This is a genomic window from Bradyrhizobium sp. CCBAU 53338, assembly GCF_015291665.1.
Classification (GTDB): Bacteria; Pseudomonadota; Alphaproteobacteria; order Rhizobiales; family Xanthobacteraceae; genus Bradyrhizobium.
In genome coordinates, this window is sequence record NZ_CP030048.1 from 950,036 (window position 1) to 967,787 (window position 17,752).

At 65.9% G+C, this 17,752-nt stretch carries 18 protein-coding genes; 10 read left to right on the top strand and 8 right to left on the bottom strand.

From position 1 onward, the window contains the following. The 3 genes from XH90_RS04600 to XH90_RS04610 all read left to right on the top strand — a co-directional run bounded on the left by XH90_RS04600 (position 1) and on the right by XH90_RS04610 (position 3,395). Positions 1-1,401: an aspartate ammonia-lyase gene (locus XH90_RS04600; protein WP_194479421.1), complete on the top strand. Its 1,401-nt coding sequence runs from the start codon at positions 1-3 to the stop codon at positions 1,399-1,401. Between the two features lie 240 nt (positions 1,402-1,641). Continuing rightward, a complete protein-coding gene (locus XH90_RS04605) occupies positions 1,642-2,610 on the top strand; it encodes a nitronate monooxygenase family protein (RefSeq protein WP_194479422.1) in 969 nt (322 codons plus the stop codon). A gap of 11 nt (positions 2,611-2,621) precedes the next feature. Further along, on the top strand, positions 2,622-3,395 hold the full coding sequence (locus tag XH90_RS04610) for a thioesterase family protein (protein ID WP_194479423.1): 774 nt from the start codon (positions 2,622-2,624) through the stop codon (positions 3,393-3,395). Positions 3,396-3,789: 394 nt separating this feature from the next. Here XH90_RS04610 and XH90_RS04615 read toward each other — a convergent pair whose 3' ends face one another. Then, on the bottom strand, positions 3,790-5,352 hold the full coding sequence (locus XH90_RS04615) for an AMP-binding protein (protein WP_194479424.1): 1,563 nt from the start codon (positions 5,350-5,352) through the stop codon (positions 3,790-3,792). Positions 5,353-5,476: 124 nt separating this feature from the next. On the opposite strand from XH90_RS04615, the gene XH90_RS04620 reads away from it, so the two are divergent. From XH90_RS04620 to XH90_RS04635, 4 genes are all read left to right on the top strand, one after another. Further along, complete coding sequence (locus XH90_RS04620) at positions 5,477-6,442, top strand: nitronate monooxygenase family protein (RefSeq protein ID WP_194479425.1); 966 nt, start codon at positions 5,477-5,479, stop codon at positions 6,440-6,442. A 124-nt stretch (positions 6,443-6,566) separates the two neighbouring features. Then, a complete protein-coding gene (locus tag XH90_RS04625; RefSeq protein WP_194479426.1) occupies positions 6,567-6,815 on the top strand; it encodes a hypothetical protein in 249 nt (82 codons plus the stop codon). A 135-nt stretch (positions 6,816-6,950) separates the two neighbouring features. Further along, positions 6,951-7,667: a hypothetical protein gene (locus tag XH90_RS04630; RefSeq protein WP_194479427.1), complete on the top strand. Its 717-nt coding sequence runs from the start codon at positions 6,951-6,953 to the stop codon at positions 7,665-7,667. Positions 7,668-7,750: 83 nt separating this feature from the next. Then, a complete protein-coding gene (locus XH90_RS04635; protein WP_194479428.1) occupies positions 7,751-8,431 on the top strand; it encodes a hypothetical protein in 681 nt (226 codons plus the stop codon). 121 nt (positions 8,432-8,552) lie between these two features. Here XH90_RS04635 and XH90_RS04640 read toward each other — a convergent pair whose 3' ends face one another. Further along, a complete protein-coding gene (locus tag XH90_RS04640) occupies positions 8,553-8,777 on the bottom strand; it encodes a cysteine rich repeat-containing protein (RefSeq protein ID WP_194479429.1) in 225 nt (74 codons plus the stop codon). Positions 8,778-9,012: 235 nt separating this feature from the next. On the opposite strand from XH90_RS04640, the gene XH90_RS04645 reads away from it, so the two are divergent. Then, the gene (locus XH90_RS04645) at positions 9,013-9,294 is read left to right on the top strand and encodes a hypothetical protein (protein WP_194479430.1); all 282 of its coding nucleotides are present in this window, start codon (positions 9,013-9,015) and stop codon (positions 9,292-9,294) included. A 164-nt stretch (positions 9,295-9,458) separates the two neighbouring features. On the opposite strand, the gene XH90_RS04650 is transcribed toward XH90_RS04645, so the two are convergent. The 5 genes from XH90_RS04650 to XH90_RS04670 all read right to left on the bottom strand — a co-directional run bounded on the left by XH90_RS04650 (position 9,459) and on the right by XH90_RS04670 (position 15,602). Continuing rightward, positions 9,459-11,378: an ATP-binding protein gene (locus tag XH90_RS04650; protein WP_194479431.1), complete on the bottom strand. Its 1,920-nt coding sequence runs from the start codon at positions 11,376-11,378 to the stop codon at positions 9,459-9,461. Continuing rightward, complete coding sequence (locus XH90_RS04655) at positions 11,375-12,046, bottom strand: response regulator transcription factor (protein WP_194479432.1); 672 nt, start codon at positions 12,044-12,046, stop codon at positions 11,375-11,377. The genes XH90_RS04650 and XH90_RS04655 overlap by 4 nt, the downstream gene beginning before the upstream one ends. A gap of 77 nt (positions 12,047-12,123) precedes the next feature. Further along, positions 12,124-14,817, bottom strand: a complete 2,694-nt coding sequence (locus tag XH90_RS04660; RefSeq protein WP_194479433.1) for a DUF2235 domain-containing protein — start codon at positions 14,815-14,817, stop codon at positions 12,124-12,126. Between the two features lie 258 nt (positions 14,818-15,075). Continuing rightward, positions 15,076-15,327, bottom strand: coding sequence for a GCG_CRPN prefix-to-repeats domain-containing protein (locus tag XH90_RS04665; RefSeq protein ID WP_194479434.1), 252 nt, complete (start codon positions 15,325-15,327; stop codon positions 15,076-15,078). Between the two features lie 32 nt (positions 15,328-15,359). Then, positions 15,360-15,602: a hypothetical protein gene (locus tag XH90_RS04670; protein ID WP_194479435.1), complete on the bottom strand. Its 243-nt coding sequence runs from the start codon at positions 15,600-15,602 to the stop codon at positions 15,360-15,362. A gap of 299 nt (positions 15,603-15,901) precedes the next feature. On the opposite strand from XH90_RS04670, the gene XH90_RS04675 reads away from it, so the two are divergent. Next, the gene (locus tag XH90_RS04675; RefSeq protein ID WP_194479436.1) at positions 15,902-16,861 is read left to right on the top strand and encodes an AraC family transcriptional regulator; all 960 of its coding nucleotides are present in this window, start codon (positions 15,902-15,904) and stop codon (positions 16,859-16,861) included. A 6-nt stretch (positions 16,862-16,867) separates the two neighbouring features. Here XH90_RS04675 and XH90_RS04680 read toward each other — a convergent pair whose 3' ends face one another. Next, on the bottom strand, positions 16,868-17,101 hold the full coding sequence (locus XH90_RS04680) for a hypothetical protein (RefSeq protein ID WP_194479437.1): 234 nt from the start codon (positions 17,099-17,101) through the stop codon (positions 16,868-16,870). A gap of 102 nt (positions 17,102-17,203) precedes the next feature. Here XH90_RS04680 and XH90_RS04685 point away from each other — a divergent pair, with 102 nt between their 5' ends. Beyond that, positions 17,204-17,665 (top strand): DUF6314 family protein, encoded by a 462-nt coding sequence (locus XH90_RS04685; protein ID WP_194479438.1) that lies wholly within the window; start codon positions 17,204-17,206, stop codon positions 17,663-17,665. Positions 17,666-17,752 lie beyond the last annotated feature (87 nt).

Consider the following 17,752-nt stretch of genomic DNA (forward strand, 5'->3'; position numbering starts at 1 on the left):
ATGAGCCGCTACGAGCAGGACTTCCTCGGACAGCGTGAGATCGCCGACGACATCTACTACGGCGTCCAGACCATCCGGGGTAAGGAGAACTTCCACATCACCGGCATTCCGATGAACCAGGAGCCTTACTTCGTGAAGGCTCTGGGTTACGTGAAGAAGGCCGCGGCGATGGCCAACCGCGACCTCGGCGCGATCGACGCCAAGGTCGCCGATGCGATCATCCTGGGCTGCGACCGCGTCATCGCCGGCGACATGATGGATCAATTCGTCACCGACTTCATCCAGGGCGGCGCCGGCACCTCGACCAACATGAACGCCAACGAGGTGATCGCCAACCTCGCGCTGGAATCGCTCGGCTTCAACAAGGGCGACTACCAGCACGTCAGCCCGAACGACCACGTCAATTACGGCCAGTCGACCAACGACACCTATCCGACCGCGTTTCGCCTCGCGTTGATCCTCCGGCTCGAGAGCTACATGACAGCGCTGCGCCAGCTCCAGGAGGCCTTCTTCGCCAAGGGGCGCGAATTCGACCGTGTGCTGAAGATGGGTCGCACGCATCTCCAGGACGCCGTGCCGATGTCGCTCGGCGCCGAATTCCGCGGATGGGGCACCACGATCGGCGAGGAGGTCGACCGCATCTCCGAAGCGCGCGCGCTGCTGCGCGAGATCAATCTCGGCGCCACCGCGATCGGTACGTCTGTGACGGCTGCCGTCGGCTATCCAAAACTCGCGGTCCGGCATCTGAGCGCGCTGACCGGCGTCGACTTCATCCTCGCGGGCGATCTGGTCGAGGCGACCTCGGACACCGGCGCCTATGTGCAGCTCTCCGGCGTGCTCAAGCGCACCGCGAGCAAGCTGACGAAGATCTGCAACGACATCCGCCTGCTTGCCTCCGGCCCGCGCGCCGGCTTCAACGAGATCAACCTGCCGCAACTGCAGCCGGGCTCCTCGATCATGCCGGGCAAGGTCAACCCCGTGATTCCCGAGGTCGTCAACCAGACCAGCTTCCTCGTCATCGGTCTCGATACCACGGTGACGCTGGCGGCTTCCGCCGGCCAGCTCCAGCTCAACGTGATGGAGCCGGTGATCTCGTTCGCGCTGTTCTTCTCGATCCGCACCATGGAGCGCGCGGTCAACAGTCTGCGCGAGAACTGCGTGGTCGGCATCACCGCGAACGAGGAGCACACCCGCAACATGGTGCTGAACTCGCTCGGCATCGTCACCGTGCTGAAGCCGCTGCTCGGCTACAAGCAATGCGCCGAGATCGCGCGCGAGGGCTACAAGAGCGGCAAGTCGCTGCACCAGATCGTGGTCACCGAGCGCAAGCTGCTGACGCAGGAGACATGGGACGAGATGTTCTCGTTCGAGCGGCTGATCAATCCGGATCTGATTGGGTAGGCTCCGGGGCGACGCGTAGCGTCGAGCCCGGAATCCATTGGGCTCAGCGTAGATAGCGAAATGGATTCCGGGTTCGCGCCAAGAGGCGCGCCCCGGAATGACAACCAAGGAATTCCGCTGCTTGGAATTGCGGTAGCCGCATTCCTCCGGCGTCAAAACGCAATACTTGACAGTGGAAAGATTGCCTTGTTGGTATGGTCCCAACATCTCATGCGTCTGCCAGCAAAGGATCGCGCCGCAATGTCCATGCCTGCTCTGTTCAAGGGACGCCTGTCGATCCCGGTGATCGGTTCGCCGCTCTTCATCATCTCGGTGCCCGACCTCGTGATCGCTCAGTGCAAGGCGGGCGTGGTGGGCTCGTTCCCGGCGCTGAACGCGCGGCCGCCGGAGTTGCTCGACCAATGGCTGGCGCGGATCACCGAAGAGCTCGCGGCCTATGACCGCGCGCATCCCGACAAGCCGTCGGCGCCGTTCGCGGTCAACCAGATCGTGCACAAGTCGAACAACCGGCTCGACCACGACATGCAGCTCTGCGCCAAGTACAAGGTGCCGATGATCATCTCCTCGCTCGGCGCGCGCGAGGAGCTCAACCAGGCCGTCCACGGCTGGGGCGGTATCGTCTTCCACGACGTGATCAACCAGAAGTTTGCCCACAAGGCGATCGAGAAGGGCGCCGACGGCCTGATCCTGGTCGCGGCCGGTGCCGGCGGTCACGCCGGCACCATCTCGCCGCTCGCCTTCGTCGCCGAAACACGCAAATGGTTCGACGGCCCGATCGCGTTGTCCGGCGCCATCGGCAATGGCAAGGCAATCCGTGCCGCACGTATTCTCGGCGCCGACTTCGCCTATATCGGCTCGGCCTTCATCGCGACGAAGGAAGCCAATGCGGTCGAGAAGTACAAGGAGATGATCGCGGGCTCGACGGCCGACGACATCGTCTATTCGAACCTCTTCACCGGCGTGCACGGCAATTATCTGAAGCCGTCCATCCTGGCCGCCGGCATGGATCCGGAAAACCTGCCGACGTCAGACCCCTCCAAGATGAACTTCGGCACCGACGCCTCCGGCGAACGCGCCAAGCCGAAGGCCTGGAAGGAGATCTGGGGCTCGGGCCAGGGCATCGGCAGCATCGAAGGCATCATCCCCGCCGCCGAACTCATCGCGCGCTTCAAGAAGGAATACGACGAGGCGATCGATCCGCCGTTGTGACGCCGATCGCAATGAGTGCGATCTATCGCGTCGACGGCAACAGCGTCGTCACCAGCCCCAATGCCGCCGGTCCCTGGGACCGGCGCATGCAGCATGGCTCGGCGCCATCAGCGCTGGTGACGTGGGCCGCGGAGCGGATTCCGACGCCTGTGTCGATGAACGTCGCGCGCGTCACCATCGACCTGATGCGCCCGGTGCCGGTGGCGCCGCTCGCGATCGAGACGGAGGTTTTGCGCGAGGGCCGAAAGATCCAGCTCTGCGAGGTCAAGCTCTTCGCCGACGACGTGCAGGTCGTCGGCGCCACCGTGCTCAAGATCAAGCAGCAGTCGCAGCCGCTGCCCGACGACGTCGAGGACCTGCCGGTCACCCTGCCGTCGCCCGAGGACTCGCTGGTCGAGGACGGCCACGGTGCGACCAGCCCGTTCGCGGGCATGGTCTCGATGCGCGCCGCGCGCGGCCGCTTTGGTCAGGCCGGTGCAGGCGCGATCTGGTTTCGCCTCGATCATCCGCTGGTCGAAGGCGAAGCGGTCTCGCAGGCGATGCGCGCGGTGGTCGCTGCAGATTTCTCCAACGGCACCGCCTCGACGCTCGACTTCCGCACCTGGACCTACATCAACGCCGACCTCACGGTGAGCATGGCGCGTCAGCCGGTCGGCGACTGGATCCTGCTCGATGGTGAATCCTGGATCGGCCCCCACGGCGCGGGTCTTGCGATGTCGCGGTTGGCGGATCGGCAAGGCTATTTCGGCCGTGCCGTACAAAGTCTGGTGATTGAGAAGCGGTGAGCCCAACGGCAGCGCCGTGATCGCTCCCGAGGCCGATTGAACGGCAGGCTTCCGCCGCCGCGGAAGGGATGTCCCAGCATCCTGCCAGTTCACAATCCGTAGAAGATCTTGATCTCCCACAGCACCACGATGATAGCCGTGATCAACGTGACCGCGGCGACTGCACTTTCCAGGGAAGCGACTCTCATTGCTTACTCCGCTTCCCAGCCCCGTCAGCGGTCTAGTTGATTCCCCGATTCGCCGGCAATCGTGCGGTCGGCTCGGATACGCACTCCGTCGCGCGATGTGGTGCGGGGGCCACAACGGCACCGTAAAATCCCGGGTGAAAGCGCCTGAAAATACCGGCGCTTCGCGCGATGCGTGTATTCCGAACCCGTCGCTGCAATCAGGGAGATTACCCCACCATCCGGTCCCGGCCGCTCCAGAAGCCGGCACGCAATACCTTCTTGTCGACCTTGCCGACGCCGGTCATCGGCAGCTGCTTGACGAACTGGATCTGCTTGGGCGCATGGGCCGAGCCCTTTCGCGTCCGCACCATGTTGATCAGTTCGTCCGGATCGGGACTGGCGCCCTCGCGCGGCACGACGATGGCGGTGACGGCCTCGCCCCATTTCTCGTCGGGCACGCCGACGACCGCGACCATCGCGACGTCGGCATGTTGCGACAGCACGTCCTCGACCTCGCGCGGAAAGATGTTGAAGCCGCCTGATACGATCATGTCCTTCTTGCGGTCGAGAATGAACATGTAGCCGCGCTCGTCCTGGCGCGCGATGTCGCCGGTGTGAACCCAGCCGTTCCTCAGCGTCTCTGCAGTGATGTCGGGCCGCTTCCAGTATTCCGCCATCACATGCGGTGCGCGCACGCAGATCTCGCCGGCTTCGCCCGTCTTCACCTCCTGGTCGTTGTCGTCGAGGATCTTGACCTCGCAGGCCGCGATCGGAAAGCCGCAGGACAGGAACAGTTCGGGCGTCTTGGGATCGTGATCCCTCTTGCGCAGCACCGAGACCGGATAGCATTCAGTCTGGCCGTAGAGCTGCGAGAACACCGGACCGATGCGCTCGATGCCCTCGAGCAGCCGGCTCGGCGACATCGCCGATGCGCCGTAAAGCACCAGCTCGAGCGAGGAGAGGTCGGTCTTGCCGAGCGTGGGATGATCGAGCAGCACATAGATCATGGTCGGCACGAACAGCGTGAAATTGATGCGCTCGCGCGCGATCGTCGCCAGCACGGCTTCGGGATCGAAGCCCTTCAGCATGTGCACGGTGCCGCCGCGCATCAGCGTCGGCAGCACCTTCGTGCCGGCGACGTGGCTGATCGGTGCCACCGTGAGATAACGCGCGGCGTCGGGGATCTCGAAATCGGCGAGGATCGCGCCGGCAGCACCGGCGTTTTCGCGGTGGTAGCGCAGCGCGCCCTTGGATTTGCCCGTGGTGCCGCCGGTGTAGTTGAGCGTGGAGAGATCGTCGAGGCCAGCGAGGCATTGTGCGCTGGCATGTCCCGCGCTCTCGATCGCCGCCAGCAGATCGACGCCATAGTCCGCTGGCCCCATCGTGAAGACCGCCTTGAGCAAACTCGCCTTCGCGGCGAGCTCGCCGCCGCGATCGCGGAAGGCGGCGACATCGACCACCAGTACTTCCGCCTCGGAATCTTCGAGCTGGAAGAGCTGGTCGCCCTGCGATCCCAGCGGATGCAGCCACGTGATGCAGCATCGCGACAATTGCGCGGCAACGCCGGCGCACCAGGTGTCGGCGCGGTTCGCGGTGAGAAAGGCGACGCGCGCACCTCGCTGCAAGCCGAGCCGCATGAACACGCCCTGGATACGTCCGATCAAATCGATGGTGCCCCGATAGCTCAGCGATCCGCCGGGCCAAGCGAACGCGGTGCGACCGGGATAGCGCGCCAGCGCCCGTAGCGTCTGCGCACAAGTCGGGGACGATGCGTGGAGCGGATCGGACATATGTTTCCTCGTTGCTTTGTCATCGGCTTCTTGCGTGCCAATGTTGCCGACGACGCTAGCACAGGGAATGCGGGATGGAACGACAAAGCCCGCACGCGGAGCCAAGAGTGACAGGGAGGCATGGTTGACATCCGATCGACTGCAACGCTTCAGCGACCGCCTCGCTCTTCCGCTGATCGCGGCGCCGATGTTCCTGGTGTCCGGCGTCGAGCTCATGGTCGCGGCCTGCCGCAATGGCGTGATCGGGAGCTTCCCCACCGTGAATTGCCGCAACACGGAACAGCTCGATGATTGGCTCACCGAAATCGCGACGCGCCTGCATCGGCACGAGGATCAGACCGGTCGCAAGTCCGCGCCGCTTTGTCCGAACCTGATCGTGCATCGCTCCAATGCGCGGCTGGAGCAGGATCTCGCCGTGCTGCTCGAGCACAAGCCCGAGATCGTCATCACCTCGGTCGGTTCGCCCGCGCCCGTGTTGAAGCCGCTGCACGATGCAGGCAGCCTGGTGCTGGCGGATGTCGCCTCGATCCGGCACGCCGAGCGCGCGGCGGCAGCAGGTGCCGATGGACTCGTGCTGCTCACCGCGGGCGCGGGCGGACAGACCGGCTGGCTCAATCCCTTCGCCTTCGTCCGCGCGGTGCGCGCGTTCTATGACGGCATCATCGTGCTCGCCGGCGGCATCAGCGACGGCCGCGCGCTGCATGCGGCTGAAGTGCTCGGCTGTGATCTCGGCTACATGGGCACCAAATTCATCGCGACGCGCGAGAGCATGGCGGACGAGCGCCACAAGCAGATGCTGGTCGAGAGCAGCGCCGACGACATCCTGCTCACCACGGCGTTCACGGGCCTGCAGACCAGCATGCTGACGCCGTCGATCGTCGCCGCCGGTCTCGACCCCGACGACCTGCCGGCGCGCGGCGCCATCGACATCGGCAAGGATATCGACGTCACGGCGCGCGAGAACCGTCCCAAGCGCTGGCGCGATATCTGGAGCGGCGGCCATTCGACGTCGGGCGTCACCGGCGTGATGGCGGTCGATGACCTCGTTGCGCAGACGGTCGCGGAATACCGCGAGGCGGGTGCCCCGTAGCGTTTTGCGCCGCCCGGCACGGTTAATCCCGCATGGCTGAACAAGCCCGCACTTAACGCCAGATTAACCATCGACCGCCAAGAATCCCCCTCACGGCCGCCAATCAGGACGAGAGGGACAGGCGATGGATTTCGATTTTCTCAACAGCAAGACGGCAGCAACGCTGGACGAGATCCGCGTCCGCGTCGCCCATGCGCTGGCCCGTCACCCGCTGTGCCGTAATGTCCGCTTCGACATCGTCAGCGTCCCTCGCACCCGTCGGGGCGGCAACTGGACGGTGACGCTGCAATCGGTCGAGCCGCGCGCCGTCTGGGAGGCCTCCGAGATCGTGGCCGACATCCAGGACGCCTACGATCTCGCCGCAGCTGCTTGATTTCATTTGGTATTTCTGTCTTGACGCCGCGGGCATGGTGATTGTCGCCGCAAAGGCACACTCAAGCCTTAATTCGTGCCCTTTTGCCGGGCATCTCTAACAACATCGTGAAGCGGCCCTCCCGGAGAGAGACGTTTGTCCAGAGCCATCACCATCACCGTGCTGACCTGCTTCCTCGTCCTCGGTGCCGCCACCACTGCCATTCTCAGCCGGGATAGCGTGCCCAGCGCCAGTGCCGAGATGATCACACAAGCCCCGCCGAAGCCGCTTGCCGCCAATCGCGCCGCCAAGGCCGACCGGCTGGTTCCGACGCTGGCGCTGGCCTCGGCCGCAATCGACCCGGTTCAGGTTCCGGCCGACAGGCTCTCCCAGGCCCCGGTTCTGACCGAGCCGCTGCGCCAGGCCTTTGCCGCGGCGACCCCGTCCGATTTCCCGATGCCCGCGTCGTCGTCATCGGCGAGCGTCAACGAGGCGCCGGCGGAAACCACCGCCGCCGTCGAACCCGCGCCGAAGCCGAAGCCCGTCGCCAAGCCTCAGCCGCAGAAACACTACTCTCTGCTCTCCGACGTCCAGATCGCCGGCATCCGGGATCGCCTGAAGCTGTCGTCGTCGCAGGAATATTACTGGCCGTCGGTCGAGAGCGCGCTGCGCAACGTCGTCAAGAAGATCTCGGCGAACAAGCTCTCCAATCCGGGCGGGCCGAACGTGCAGATCGATCCGAACTGCGACGAGGTCCAGCAGCTGAAGTCGGCCGCGATGCCGCTGCTGTTCCAGCTGCGTGACGACCAGAAGGAAGAAGTGCGCAAGCTCGCCCGCATCATCGGGCTGGAAAAGGTCGCGCAGCAGATCTGACGTCGTTCCGTCACAGGAACTGCATCCTTCAGGAACATCCGGCAATCCTGCCGCGTTGCCCGCTCCAAACAGGGAGTGGGCCAATGCGTGCCTCGACAGCTTATTTCGTCGGTGCCGGAACGATCGTCGCCGCCATCGCCATTGGTCTCGGCGGCGGCATCGTTGCCGGCAATATCATGAATCCGATCGCGCCCAAGCAGGGGCCCGACACCAGCAAGACGGCGCAGCGCGCGGAAGCCAACGCGCCGGCCGCGACCAATGCGCCCTCGGAGCGCGTGCAGTACATCACGGGGTCGCAGGCGTTCACCACGATGATCGCCGCACCGGTTCAGGCGCAGAGCGAAGCCAAGCCGGATGCGAAGCCCGATGCAGGGACCACTTCAGCCAAAGCGGACACGTCGCCGCCTGCGCAGACCGCAGCCGTCGAACCGCCCAAGCCGGCGCCATCGCCTTCGCAAGCGACGAAGCCCGCTGAGCAGCAGGCCTCGACGGAGCCCGCATCCTCTGCCGAGAATGCCTATGCCAGAGCCAGCAATTCCGACGTCAAGCGTGCCGCAGCGGAGCGCCGGCGGGCGAGCCGGCACGAACGCTGGGCCGAGCGTCGCCGCTATGAACAGCGCGATGCGCGTGCGGCGCGCGACCAGACCGATTGGGATGATGTCGCGCGCAGCGTCCGCGAGGATTCCGATGCGCGCGACTATGCCAGCCGCCCGCGCGGCGGCTTCCCGCAGATCCGGATGTTTGGCCCCGATGACGACGACTAGCGACCGGTACCACGCACGCGAACGTGAAGCGGCATAGCCCAAGCTTCGCTTCGGCGTTCACGGAGACGGCGGCCGTCGGCCGCCATGCCGCCTGCTCCCGCAACGAGAGAAGCAGGAAACGTCATCCGCCGTGTGACTCCACCACCTTGCGGCAGCCGTCCGAAAGCTTCGCCTTGTTCTCGCGCAGGCAGGCGTTCATCTGCGGCGGCTTGCCGATGTGCTCGGCGCAGAACTTGCCGGCGTCACTGCGGCAGGCCATCTGCTCCTGCGGCGTCGGGCCGGATTGTGCCGCGGCGGGCATGATAGCAGCGGTGAGCAGCAGTGCGGCAAGAACCGTAGTCTTCATAAGGCACCTCTTTGCAATTGCGATCGGTCCCGCTCGGGATCGGGCGAGCCGGACCATCTCGCGGAGATCCATGGCCGGTCCATGCCATGTTCATGGCATCGGTTCGGAGGCTGGCCTGCTGCACCCCCATCTTCATGGCATGTCTTGGCGCGGCGTCTTTTGCCATTGAGGCTGCACGTCGGCTGCGAGATCAGGTGATTGCACCGGGGCGCCGAACGGGAAGCAGGAGAGCGAGATGTCGAACAAACTGGGAGCGCTGAGCGTCGGGTTGACGGTGATGATGCTGGCGGGTGCGGCCACGGTGTCGCTGGGCACGAGCCCGGCGCAGGCGGTGGTCTATTGCAAGACGGTCGGCGTGCCCAAGGGTTGCGTGGTGCGGCCGCCTGCGGCGGTGGTCGTTGCGCCGGTTGCGGCCGCGGCCGTGGCAACACCCGGCATAGGCGCGCCCGGCGTCGGCGTCCGCGCCGGCACGCCGATGAATCGCGGCGGCCCGGTCAATCGCGTCGGCGTGCGCTAAGCACCACCTCTTCACCTGGCCCCGCTTGCGGGGAGAGTGGAGGAAAGGCTTCGGGCCAAGGGAGCTCTGCAAGCGAGCCTGCGAACGAACCCCCCGTCCTTCGCAAGCCAAATCCCGGCCCGTCCCCTCTTCCCGCACGTCCCATGCGTCCGGGGAGGGGGCTTTCAGACCGCGGCCACGTCGCTGTCGGGAAAGACCCTCGGCAATTGCAGCCTCACCTGCGTGCCTGAGGTATCCGAATTCAGATCGAGCACCGCGCCACAGCGCGTGGCACGGCCTTTCATGTTGCGCAGGCCGCGCGCGGTCTGGCTCGCGCCCGCCGCTTCGCCGTCGTCACCAAGTGCAAAGCCGCGGCCGTCGTCGGCGACGCTGATCACACCGTACGGTCCCTCGCCGTCATCACGCGTCTCGATGGTCACGATGATGTGGCGCGCAGCGGCATGCTTGACCGCGTTGGTCACGGCCTCGTCCAGGATGCGTACGATCTGGATGACGTGCCAGGGCCGCAGTTCGGGATGCAGCGGCAGGCCTTGCGGCGTTGCCACGCGCCACTCGAGCGCGATGTCATGCGGCCGCAACTGCATCGCCGCGCGTTCGCGCCAGGAGCCGAGCGCAAGCATGAGGTCGCCGCCGATGTCGTCCATGGAATCGATGACGAGGCGCAGATCCTTCAGCGCGGCGCGCGCAGCATCCGTGATGGTCGCGCCCTCGTGCCCACGCTCGGAGAGCGCAACGATGCTGATCAACTGGCCGCCGAGGCCGTCATGCAAATCGCGCATCAGCCGCGTGCGCTCGTTGGCCAGCGCTGCGGCCCGGGCGCGCGCCTCCTCGCGGGCAAAGCTCGTCTTCAGCCGCTCCTCGGCCTCGCGCACCTGCGCAACGAGCTGGCCGGCAAAGCTGTCGACCTGGTTCAGCGCGCGGGCGAAGCGCCAGGTCAGGCCGGCGCCGATCGCAATCAGCAACGCGGAATAGGACAGTCGCGAGACGAAGGTGCGTTCGTTGGGCATGATCTCGAACACCGACAGCATGTCGTGGACCCAGCAGGTCAGCACGATGGTCGCCGCGCAGCCGAGCGCGAAGCTGACGACGTCCTGTCGTCGGAGCACGGCGTAGGCCGCGATGCCGACCATCAGCACCAGGCAGAACCCGACCGTTGGGATACCCAAAAGCATGAAGAGAATGCGCGGCAGGGGCGGCCCTGCGATGAGGCCGCCGGCGATCACGATGAGCCCGGGCACGAACAGCAGCACGCCGTAGCGCGGCCAGCGCCAGCCGAGGAAGAGCACGGCCGACGCCACGATCAGCGCGCTCTCGATCGGTGCGGAGGAGAGCAGCACTCCGGCCAGGCGGGACGAGGTGGCCGGCGGCACCGGCGGCGTCAGGAAGGCCTGCACCACGCCGAGCACCATCGCCGTCGCGAGCACGCCATAGACCGGCTCGTGGCGCCGCATCAGCCACATGATGGCGAGGATGACGGCGAGGATCGACTGCCAGGCGGAGAACACCACGGGCAACGTCACGAACAGCAGCGTGCGGGTCTCGTAGGCCGGGCGCAAGGCCGCATCCGGGCCGACATAGACGGTGTCGAGGAAGCCGAGCAGCGGTCCCCAGACGAACAGCCGCACGTTGATGTCGTTGCTGCCCTCGCGCAGCAGCGAGGCGGGGATGACCGCGATTTCAGGCGTGTTGCGGTCAGGCCGGTTGGCGGTGGGATCGTGCCGGGAGTCCAGGATCACGACGCCATTGACCGCGACCTCCACGCCGTTGCTGAAGCGCGGCAGGAAGACCGACCAGGTCGTATTGGCGCCATCCCGCTTCAAGAGGAACTTGCCGGAATAGAGCGGCGGATCGGCGAGCGAATAGCGCGACGCCGTGAAATGCGGCAACGTCACGGGGCGTGTCGTGCCGGCTTCGCGCAGCGAGAACTCGCTCACGGCAAAACCATCGGGGTCGCGCGGCTCGAGCAGCCGCAGCCCGAGGACGATGGCGATCACGATCAGGATCTGGAGCAGCAGATACGGCACGATGCGCCCGAGCCGCAGCCTGCGCCGGGATACCACGGCCTTCGCGGCGATCTCGCTCACAGCTTGATCAGGCCCTGCTGCACCGCCTCGAACACCGCTTCGCTGCGCGTGTGCACCTCGAGCTTGCGATAGATGTTCTTGATGTGGCCGGGCACGGTCTGCCGGGACAGGCCGAGATGGCTCGCGATCTCGGCGTAGCTGAAGCCCTTGGCGATGCCCCAGAGAATGTCGATCTCGCGCGGCGTGAGCCTTGCGGTGTTGAGTGCGGGGCCCGGTGGCGGCTCGGCCGAATTCTGGGTTCGCCGCACGATGAAGCGCGCGATCGAGGCCGAGATCGGCGAATGCCCGGCGACCAGATCGCGCACGGTGGTGGCGATGTCGGTCGGGAAGGCGTCCTTGAGCAGATAGCCGGTGGCGCCGACGGTGATGGCGGAGATCACGCTTTCCTCGTCGCCCAGCGCCGAGATCACCATGATCTCGGTGTCGGGAAAGCGCCGCCTGGTCTGGCGGATCAGCTCGATGCCGTGACCGTCGGGCAGCCGCAGATCGGTCAGCAGTACGCGCGGTGCGCTCCCTGCGAGCGCGCTGCGGGCCTCACCGAGCGTACCGGCCGTGCGCACGTCGTAGCCGGCCTTCGCCAGCGCGTCCTGAAGCCGCCAGCAGGTCGGTGCGTCGTCTTCGACGAGGAGGATGGTGATGGCTTCACCGGTCTCGCCCTGGTCCGTCATGATCATGGTCCCGGCCGCGTGTCCCCCGCGGCGTGCAGCCAAGCTTAGCCGCGGTGCCGCGCGCGCGACACCCATAATCATGGGGGCGGCGGCGCTGGCAACCGCTGCACCCGGATCGTCGCCGTTCCGCTGTTGTTTTTGTAGAACTGGACGCGCCGGCCCTGGACCGGAACGAGCCAGCGCGGCGCATGCCGCGTGGTCATGAGGCGCGGGAAGATCTGGACGGCATCATTGACGTAGAAGAACAGCTCGCCGGCCTCGGGGGCCTCGAACTCCGCGACCAACAGCTCGGACAATCCCTGCTTGCGCCAAAGTGCGCGCGCCGCCGGCAGCGCCGCATCCGGGATCGGCTCGAAATCCCCGAACGGTTTCCAGACGCGGCTCAGTTCGCTGCCCGGTTGCTTGAACTCGGCGGAGTCCTCGACGTGGGTGGGGTAGTTGTCCTTGCTGTCGTCATCATAGGCCGGCACCGTCGCGTTGACCCGCCGCGGCAGCTCGCTCGCCGGCACTCCGTTGATGGCTTGCAGCGGCAGATCGTACGATCCGCGCGCGCCGATCCGCACGACCGGCTGGAACCAGTCGGCGCCCCGGAGGCGCAGGATCGGGACGGCGAGGCGGTGGGTCAAATCAGGCGGTGTGGTGAATCCGTTCAGACCGGTCATGATGGTGCGGTCGAACCACGGATCGGCCATCTGGATCCAGACACGGTATTTGCGGCCCTTCTCGACCGCGAGGCGGCTTGGCCAGCAGAAATCGCCGACGTCGAACAACTCGCCGTCGCGCGCCGTCACCGGCGTGTCGCCGACAGCTTGCGTCGATGCGCTGCCCTTGCAGAGATCGCCGACGCCCGCGCGCCAATCGAAATAGCCACGGGACAGGAGCAGCAGTCCGGAGCCGAAGATGGCGGCGAGGAAAACCGCCGGCATCACGACGTTGGTGAAGGCCATCCGCACCGGCCAGGCATGCAGCCGCATCCAGCGGCCGATCGCGAGCAGCCAGCCGGACTTGCTGACCCGCTTTCGCGAGGCCATCCGGTCTGGCCGGTACCAGGCCAGTCGGGCGCGCTCCTGTATGCTGTCGCGCAGCGTCGCATTCCTGTTCCAGGCAATTAGGATGATGATGACGAGCACGGTGGTGAGCGTGGGATAATAGAGTGCGATGGCAAGCCACGGCGCCACATAAGACGGCAGCACGCTCGAAACCAGATCGGCGAACGGCTTGATGACCGTGCTCGTGCCGTTATCGATCGCCGTGATCACTTTGAGCAGCGTGGTGTTTTCGAGACCGTGCGCCTTGGACGATCCGACGACGGTGCGTGCGATCCAGGGCCATGCGGCGAAGATGATGAGCGCGATGACCAGCGAGAAATAAGCCACCCGGCGCCACCACACGGTGTCGAGGACTTGCCGCACCATCTCGGAATTCGGCGGACTCATTGCCATGAAGGCGTCGGCTTCCGCCGCCTTGTGGCGGTCGCCTTGCCGCTTCGCGTAGGCGGATCTCATGGCCTTGCGCGTTTCGTCCCGCGTGAGCGGCAGCACCTGATCATCCGGCAGCAGCACCCGGGCATTGGCTGGGAGCATCAGCGGCGCGTAATTGTCGCACCCATGCAGCATCCGTTCGACCACGCCGAAGTGCACCACCGGCGGTCCGCCATCCTCGATGCGGTCGTGGATCGGCCGCGGGCCGTAGCGGTACAGCACGCCGGCGCCGCTGCGCGAATCGTGCATCGGCCCGATCGCCGACTGGTACTCGCGGAAATGCTCGATCGTGCCGTCCTGGAAACGGAGCTGGTCGCGGAGTTGCTCGGCCATCCACACCAGCGGCACGAACGACAGCGTGGATTCCGGATAGCCGCCGCCGATGTCGGAATGCACGCCGGCGAACCACACTTCCTTGACGATCTGCCCCTCGGCAAGATTGGCCTGATCGATGCGCAACGGGTGGAAGGTCGTGCGTTCGTCGTCGAGCGCGAGTGCGTGGCAGGCGTGTTTCACCTTGCTGGAAAGCCGGTAGTTTCGGAACGAGATCGGCCAGATCGCCCAGTCGATCGCGACACGGAGCTCCTCGACCGGCACCCCGAACGCCTCGACCGTGTCGAACAGTCCGAGGAATTCGATCTTGACCTCCTTGCGCCCGTCCATCGCTTCGCGAACGCTGGCATAGGAGCGATGCCTGAGAAGGAAGTGATAGAGATAGATCACGACGTTGCGCAGCCAGCGCGCCAACCAGATCGTTGGCAGGCTGTAATAGCCGACGGACTCCTCGCGGTACTTTCGCCAGGCGGCCATCGTGTTGCGCTGCATCTCCGCATGCGACACGGCCACCTTGTCGATCACCGCCGGCACCAGACCCTGGCTGGCGATCAGCGCCGCCAGCGTGCGCGCGGTGAAGGCGCCGCGGCTGAAGCCGAAGATGTAGATCTCGTCGCCCTCGCGCCAGTTCCAGCACAGGAAGCGATAGAGCTTGCGGACGTTGGCGGGCACGCCGATGCCGGTGGCGCCGTCGAGGGCTGCGAGCGGCGCCCAGCCGGCGGTGCCGACGCCCTTGATGTAGTAGGCGATCTGGTCGGGCTGGGTATGGTCGAGCGCCTCGTAGAGCCGCCAGACGCTGGATTCCTGGGTCGTGAAAGCGTTGCCGGTGCCATCGGCGAACAGCACCAGCTTGCGCCCTTTCTGCGCGACGGTCGCGGGCGTGTCGGCATCCGGATCGTCGTGCGTATGCTCCAGCCTTGCGGGCCCGTCATGCAGCGCCACGTCCTGGTGCGTCATGGATTCCTCCGAAAATTCAGCTGGGGATGTCTTCAGCCCTGCTCGGGCGGCATCCCGGAAATTCGATCAGTGGCTTCGCCATCAGGGAATGGATGTATTTCGCCCATAATCACGCTAAGGTAGCAAGGAAGATCGCGCCGTCCCGCGCCCTGCGAGTATGATCTGCGCCACAATCGGCGAAAAAAATGCCCGGGCAAGCCCGGGCATTTTTCCTGATTGCGAAGCGGCCGCGATTGAAAGGCGCGGGTCGGCCGGCCGTTACTTGCCGTTGCCGCGGCAGGCGCCGCCGGGGCCGATATGGTAGCCGCGCGGACAGACATGCGCGGCGGGATTGGCGTAGTTTCTCAGGCAGCCGCCATAGGGGCCGCGGTGCCAGCCGGCGCCGCAGCCGCCGGCGACGGCGATGACATCGTCACGGCCTTGCGCGCCGAACGGCGCCGGCGGCATGGCTTCGGCAGAGCTGGCGATCGCGCCGAGCGCGAGCGCCGCGAAAAGAGTGATCCGTATCATGCGTCCTGCTCCCTGATGTCTGATGTCTGGCGTCAGTGGGTGGCTGCGAACGTGATGCCGGCGCGCACTTCGGCGACCGCCTGGTCGATCAGCCCCAGCGCCCGTTCGCGATGGCCACCCTTGTTGGGCTCGGCCTTGGCGAGTTCGACGCGGGCCGATTGCAGGATCGCGATGGCCTGGTCCATGTGCGGTTGCGCGCCGAGCGCGTAGCCGACGCAGAGGCTGGTCGCGATGGCGCCGCCGAGCACGAGGCTGCGGGGTAGAGAGGTTCGCATGTCGATGTCTCCTCCAGCGGGCGTCAGGCCGGGGCCGCCCGGTTGCCCGGACGCGATTCGCGTATGGCGGGATGTCGCATCCACAGATTGAATAGGATGGGGATGTGCGGGCGGTCTTGGACTGTCCGGCGCCGGAGGCGGCCCGGCTTGGACTGACCGGCGCAGCTTGATTCATGTCGGCGTGCTGATAGCTTGCACGCGCCGGTTGTCAGCGGGCGTTCATGTCCGGCGTGCGAAGTTCGGCGGGCGTTCAAGCGTTTCTTTAGAAACTCAGAAAAGCCATTCTCGAAAAGTCGTCGATGTCCGTCATCAGGAAGTCGCTCTCGACCGAGATGTTGCCGACAGGTCTGTCCGACCGGCAGCGCTTCATCCGCTTCGCCGAGCTGTTCGAGCATTTTTCCAACACCGGCGAGCTCGATCCGGCGTCCGACGTGCCGTTTCGCGCCGCGATGAACTCGATCCACATCGGCACCACCATGCTCGGCCGCTGCGACGGCAGCTTCGTCACGGTGCGGCGGGAAAAGCGCCAGGTGATCGAGACCGGGGACGATCGCTTCTGCCTCGTGCGCAACACCGGCGACCGTGCCTCGCAGGTGATCCATCGCGGTCGCGAGTTCACCATGCGGCCGGGATCGATGGTGCTGCTCAAGCTGGACGAGCCGTTCTTCGCCGCCGACGGCGCGAGCCGGAAGCGCTTCACCAATGTGCATCTGCCGGTCGATTCACTGCGCGCGATGGTCGCCGACGTCGACGACCTCGTCGGCTGTGAGCTCGAGCCCGGCGGCGCGCTGTCGCTGGTGATGGACTACAGCGATCTCTTGCTTCGCCATCCGGCGGCCGCCGACGAGGCCGGCATGGCGATCGCGTCTCACCTGCTCGATCTCGCCGCGATTGGCCTCGGCGCGCGCGGCGACGTCGCGGCCGCGGCACGACGCCGGGGCCTGCGCGCGGTGCGGCTCAAGGCCGTGCTGTCGATCCTCGAAGCGCGCTTCCACGAGCCGGATTTTTCCGCGCAGAAGCTCGCCAATGCGGCCGGTCTTTCCGAGCGCTATGTCAACGAGCTCCTGTTCGAGGCCGGCGCCGGCTTCACCGCGCGCCTGACCGAATTGCGGCTGCGCAAGGCGGCCGACCTGCTCGCCCATCGCGAAGGCCGCATCAGCGACATCGCCTTTGCCTGCGGCTTCAACGATCTCTCTTATTTCAACCGCTGCTTTCGCCGCCGGTTCGGGCTGACCCCGACCGCGGCGCGGGGCAAGTGAACGCGCTTAAAGCGTCTCCACCTTCGGCGGCGGATATCGCCGCGCCAGCATCGACAGCGGCAGGCGCCGCTCGTCCGCCGGCAGCTCCAGCCAGGCCAGCACCAGCGGCCGCTTCCAGTCGCCCACGCCGAAATCCATGTCGACCCATTTCTGCGGCTCCGGCCCGTCGAGGCCGCGGACCCAGACGAAATAGCGCGGCAGGCCGTCGGCCTCCGTATCGGTCGTGGGTCTCCTGGCCATCACATGCTCGCTGCATCGACACGCGTTCGCCTCAGGATATAGGTATTCGCCCGGAGAAGTCGAAGGCGCCGTCTCGATCGGATACTGTTGGGTCCAGAGGACATGAACGAAACTGTGACCGATGCTTGGTGTGATGCGTCGCAGGTGACGGTGCGGCTGGTCGGCGCCTGGTCGTTCAGCCGGGTCATCGAAGGCCATGGGAGCATGCAAGGCATCGCGACCTTCACGCCGTTGGACGCGGAGAGCCTGGCCTATCGCGAGCAGGGACGCTTGAGGCTCCAAGACGGCACCGAGCTCGAGGCGGAGCGCGAGTATATTTTTCGCAAGGGCGACCGCGGATTCGAGGTCTTCTTCAAGGAGACCCCGCCGCGCCTCTTCCATGCGATCGAGCTCGCTGCATCCGGTGGCGGCGCCTTGACCGGAAGCGCCGGCCATCTCTGCAATCTCGATCATTATCAGTCGGGTTACACCTTTCGCGGCGACGGTCGCTTCGTCATTCGTCACGTGGTGTCGGGTCCTCGCAAGGACTACACGATGGTGACGACCTATACGCGGGTGGCGTGAGGCGTGGCTGCGGCTTCGCGGAGGTCTATGAAAGTCCATCTTCAAGAGGCTTCGCGGGACAGGCTTCGCCCGTTCGGTCTTGCGCGC

What these genes read in the sequence shown, in the direction of transcription:
- XH90_RS04635 (WP_194479428.1), top strand. Translation starts at nt 7,751, where the DNA reads ATGCGTGCCTCGACAGCTTATTTCGTCGGTGCCGGAACGATCGTCGCC.
- XH90_RS04600 (WP_194479421.1), top strand. Translation starts at nt 1, where the DNA reads ATGAGCCGCTACGAGCAGGACTTCCTCGGACAGCGTGAGATCGCCGAC.
- XH90_RS04615 (WP_194479424.1), bottom strand. Translation starts at nt 5,352, where the DNA reads ATGTCCGATCCGCTCCACGCATCGTCCCCGACTTGTGCGCAGACGCTA.
- XH90_RS04645 (WP_194479430.1), top strand. Translation starts at nt 9,013, where the DNA reads ATGTCGAACAAACTGGGAGCGCTGAGCGTCGGGTTGACGGTGATGATG.
- XH90_RS04655 (WP_194479432.1), bottom strand. Translation starts at nt 12,046, where the DNA reads ATGACGGACCAGGGCGAGACCGGTGAAGCCATCACCATCCTCCTCGTC.
- XH90_RS04680 (WP_194479437.1), bottom strand. Translation starts at nt 17,101, where the DNA reads ATGGCCAGGAGACCCACGACCGATACGGAGGCCGACGGCCTGCCGCGC.
- XH90_RS04625 (WP_194479426.1), top strand. Translation starts at nt 6,567, where the DNA reads ATGGATTTCGATTTTCTCAACAGCAAGACGGCAGCAACGCTGGACGAG.
- XH90_RS04660 (WP_194479433.1), bottom strand. Translation starts at nt 14,817, where the DNA reads ATGACGCACCAGGACGTGGCGCTGCATGACGGGCCCGCAAGGCTGGAG.
- XH90_RS04665 (WP_194479434.1), bottom strand. Translation starts at nt 15,327, where the DNA reads ATGATACGGATCACTCTTTTCGCGGCGCTCGCGCTCGGCGCGATCGCC.
- XH90_RS04670 (WP_194479435.1), bottom strand. Translation starts at nt 15,602, where the DNA reads ATGCGAACCTCTCTACCCCGCAGCCTCGTGCTCGGCGGCGCCATCGCG.
- XH90_RS04675 (WP_194479436.1), top strand. Translation starts at nt 15,902, where the DNA reads ATGTCCGTCATCAGGAAGTCGCTCTCGACCGAGATGTTGCCGACAGGT.
- XH90_RS04605 (WP_194479422.1), top strand. Translation starts at nt 1,642, where the DNA reads ATGTCCATGCCTGCTCTGTTCAAGGGACGCCTGTCGATCCCGGTGATC.
- XH90_RS04640 (WP_194479429.1), bottom strand. Translation starts at nt 8,777, where the DNA reads ATGAAGACTACGGTTCTTGCCGCACTGCTGCTCACCGCTGCTATCATG.
- XH90_RS04610 (WP_194479423.1), top strand. Translation starts at nt 2,622, where the DNA reads ATGAGTGCGATCTATCGCGTCGACGGCAACAGCGTCGTCACCAGCCCC.
- XH90_RS04685 (WP_194479438.1), top strand. Translation starts at nt 17,204, where the DNA reads ATGAACGAAACTGTGACCGATGCTTGGTGTGATGCGTCGCAGGTGACG.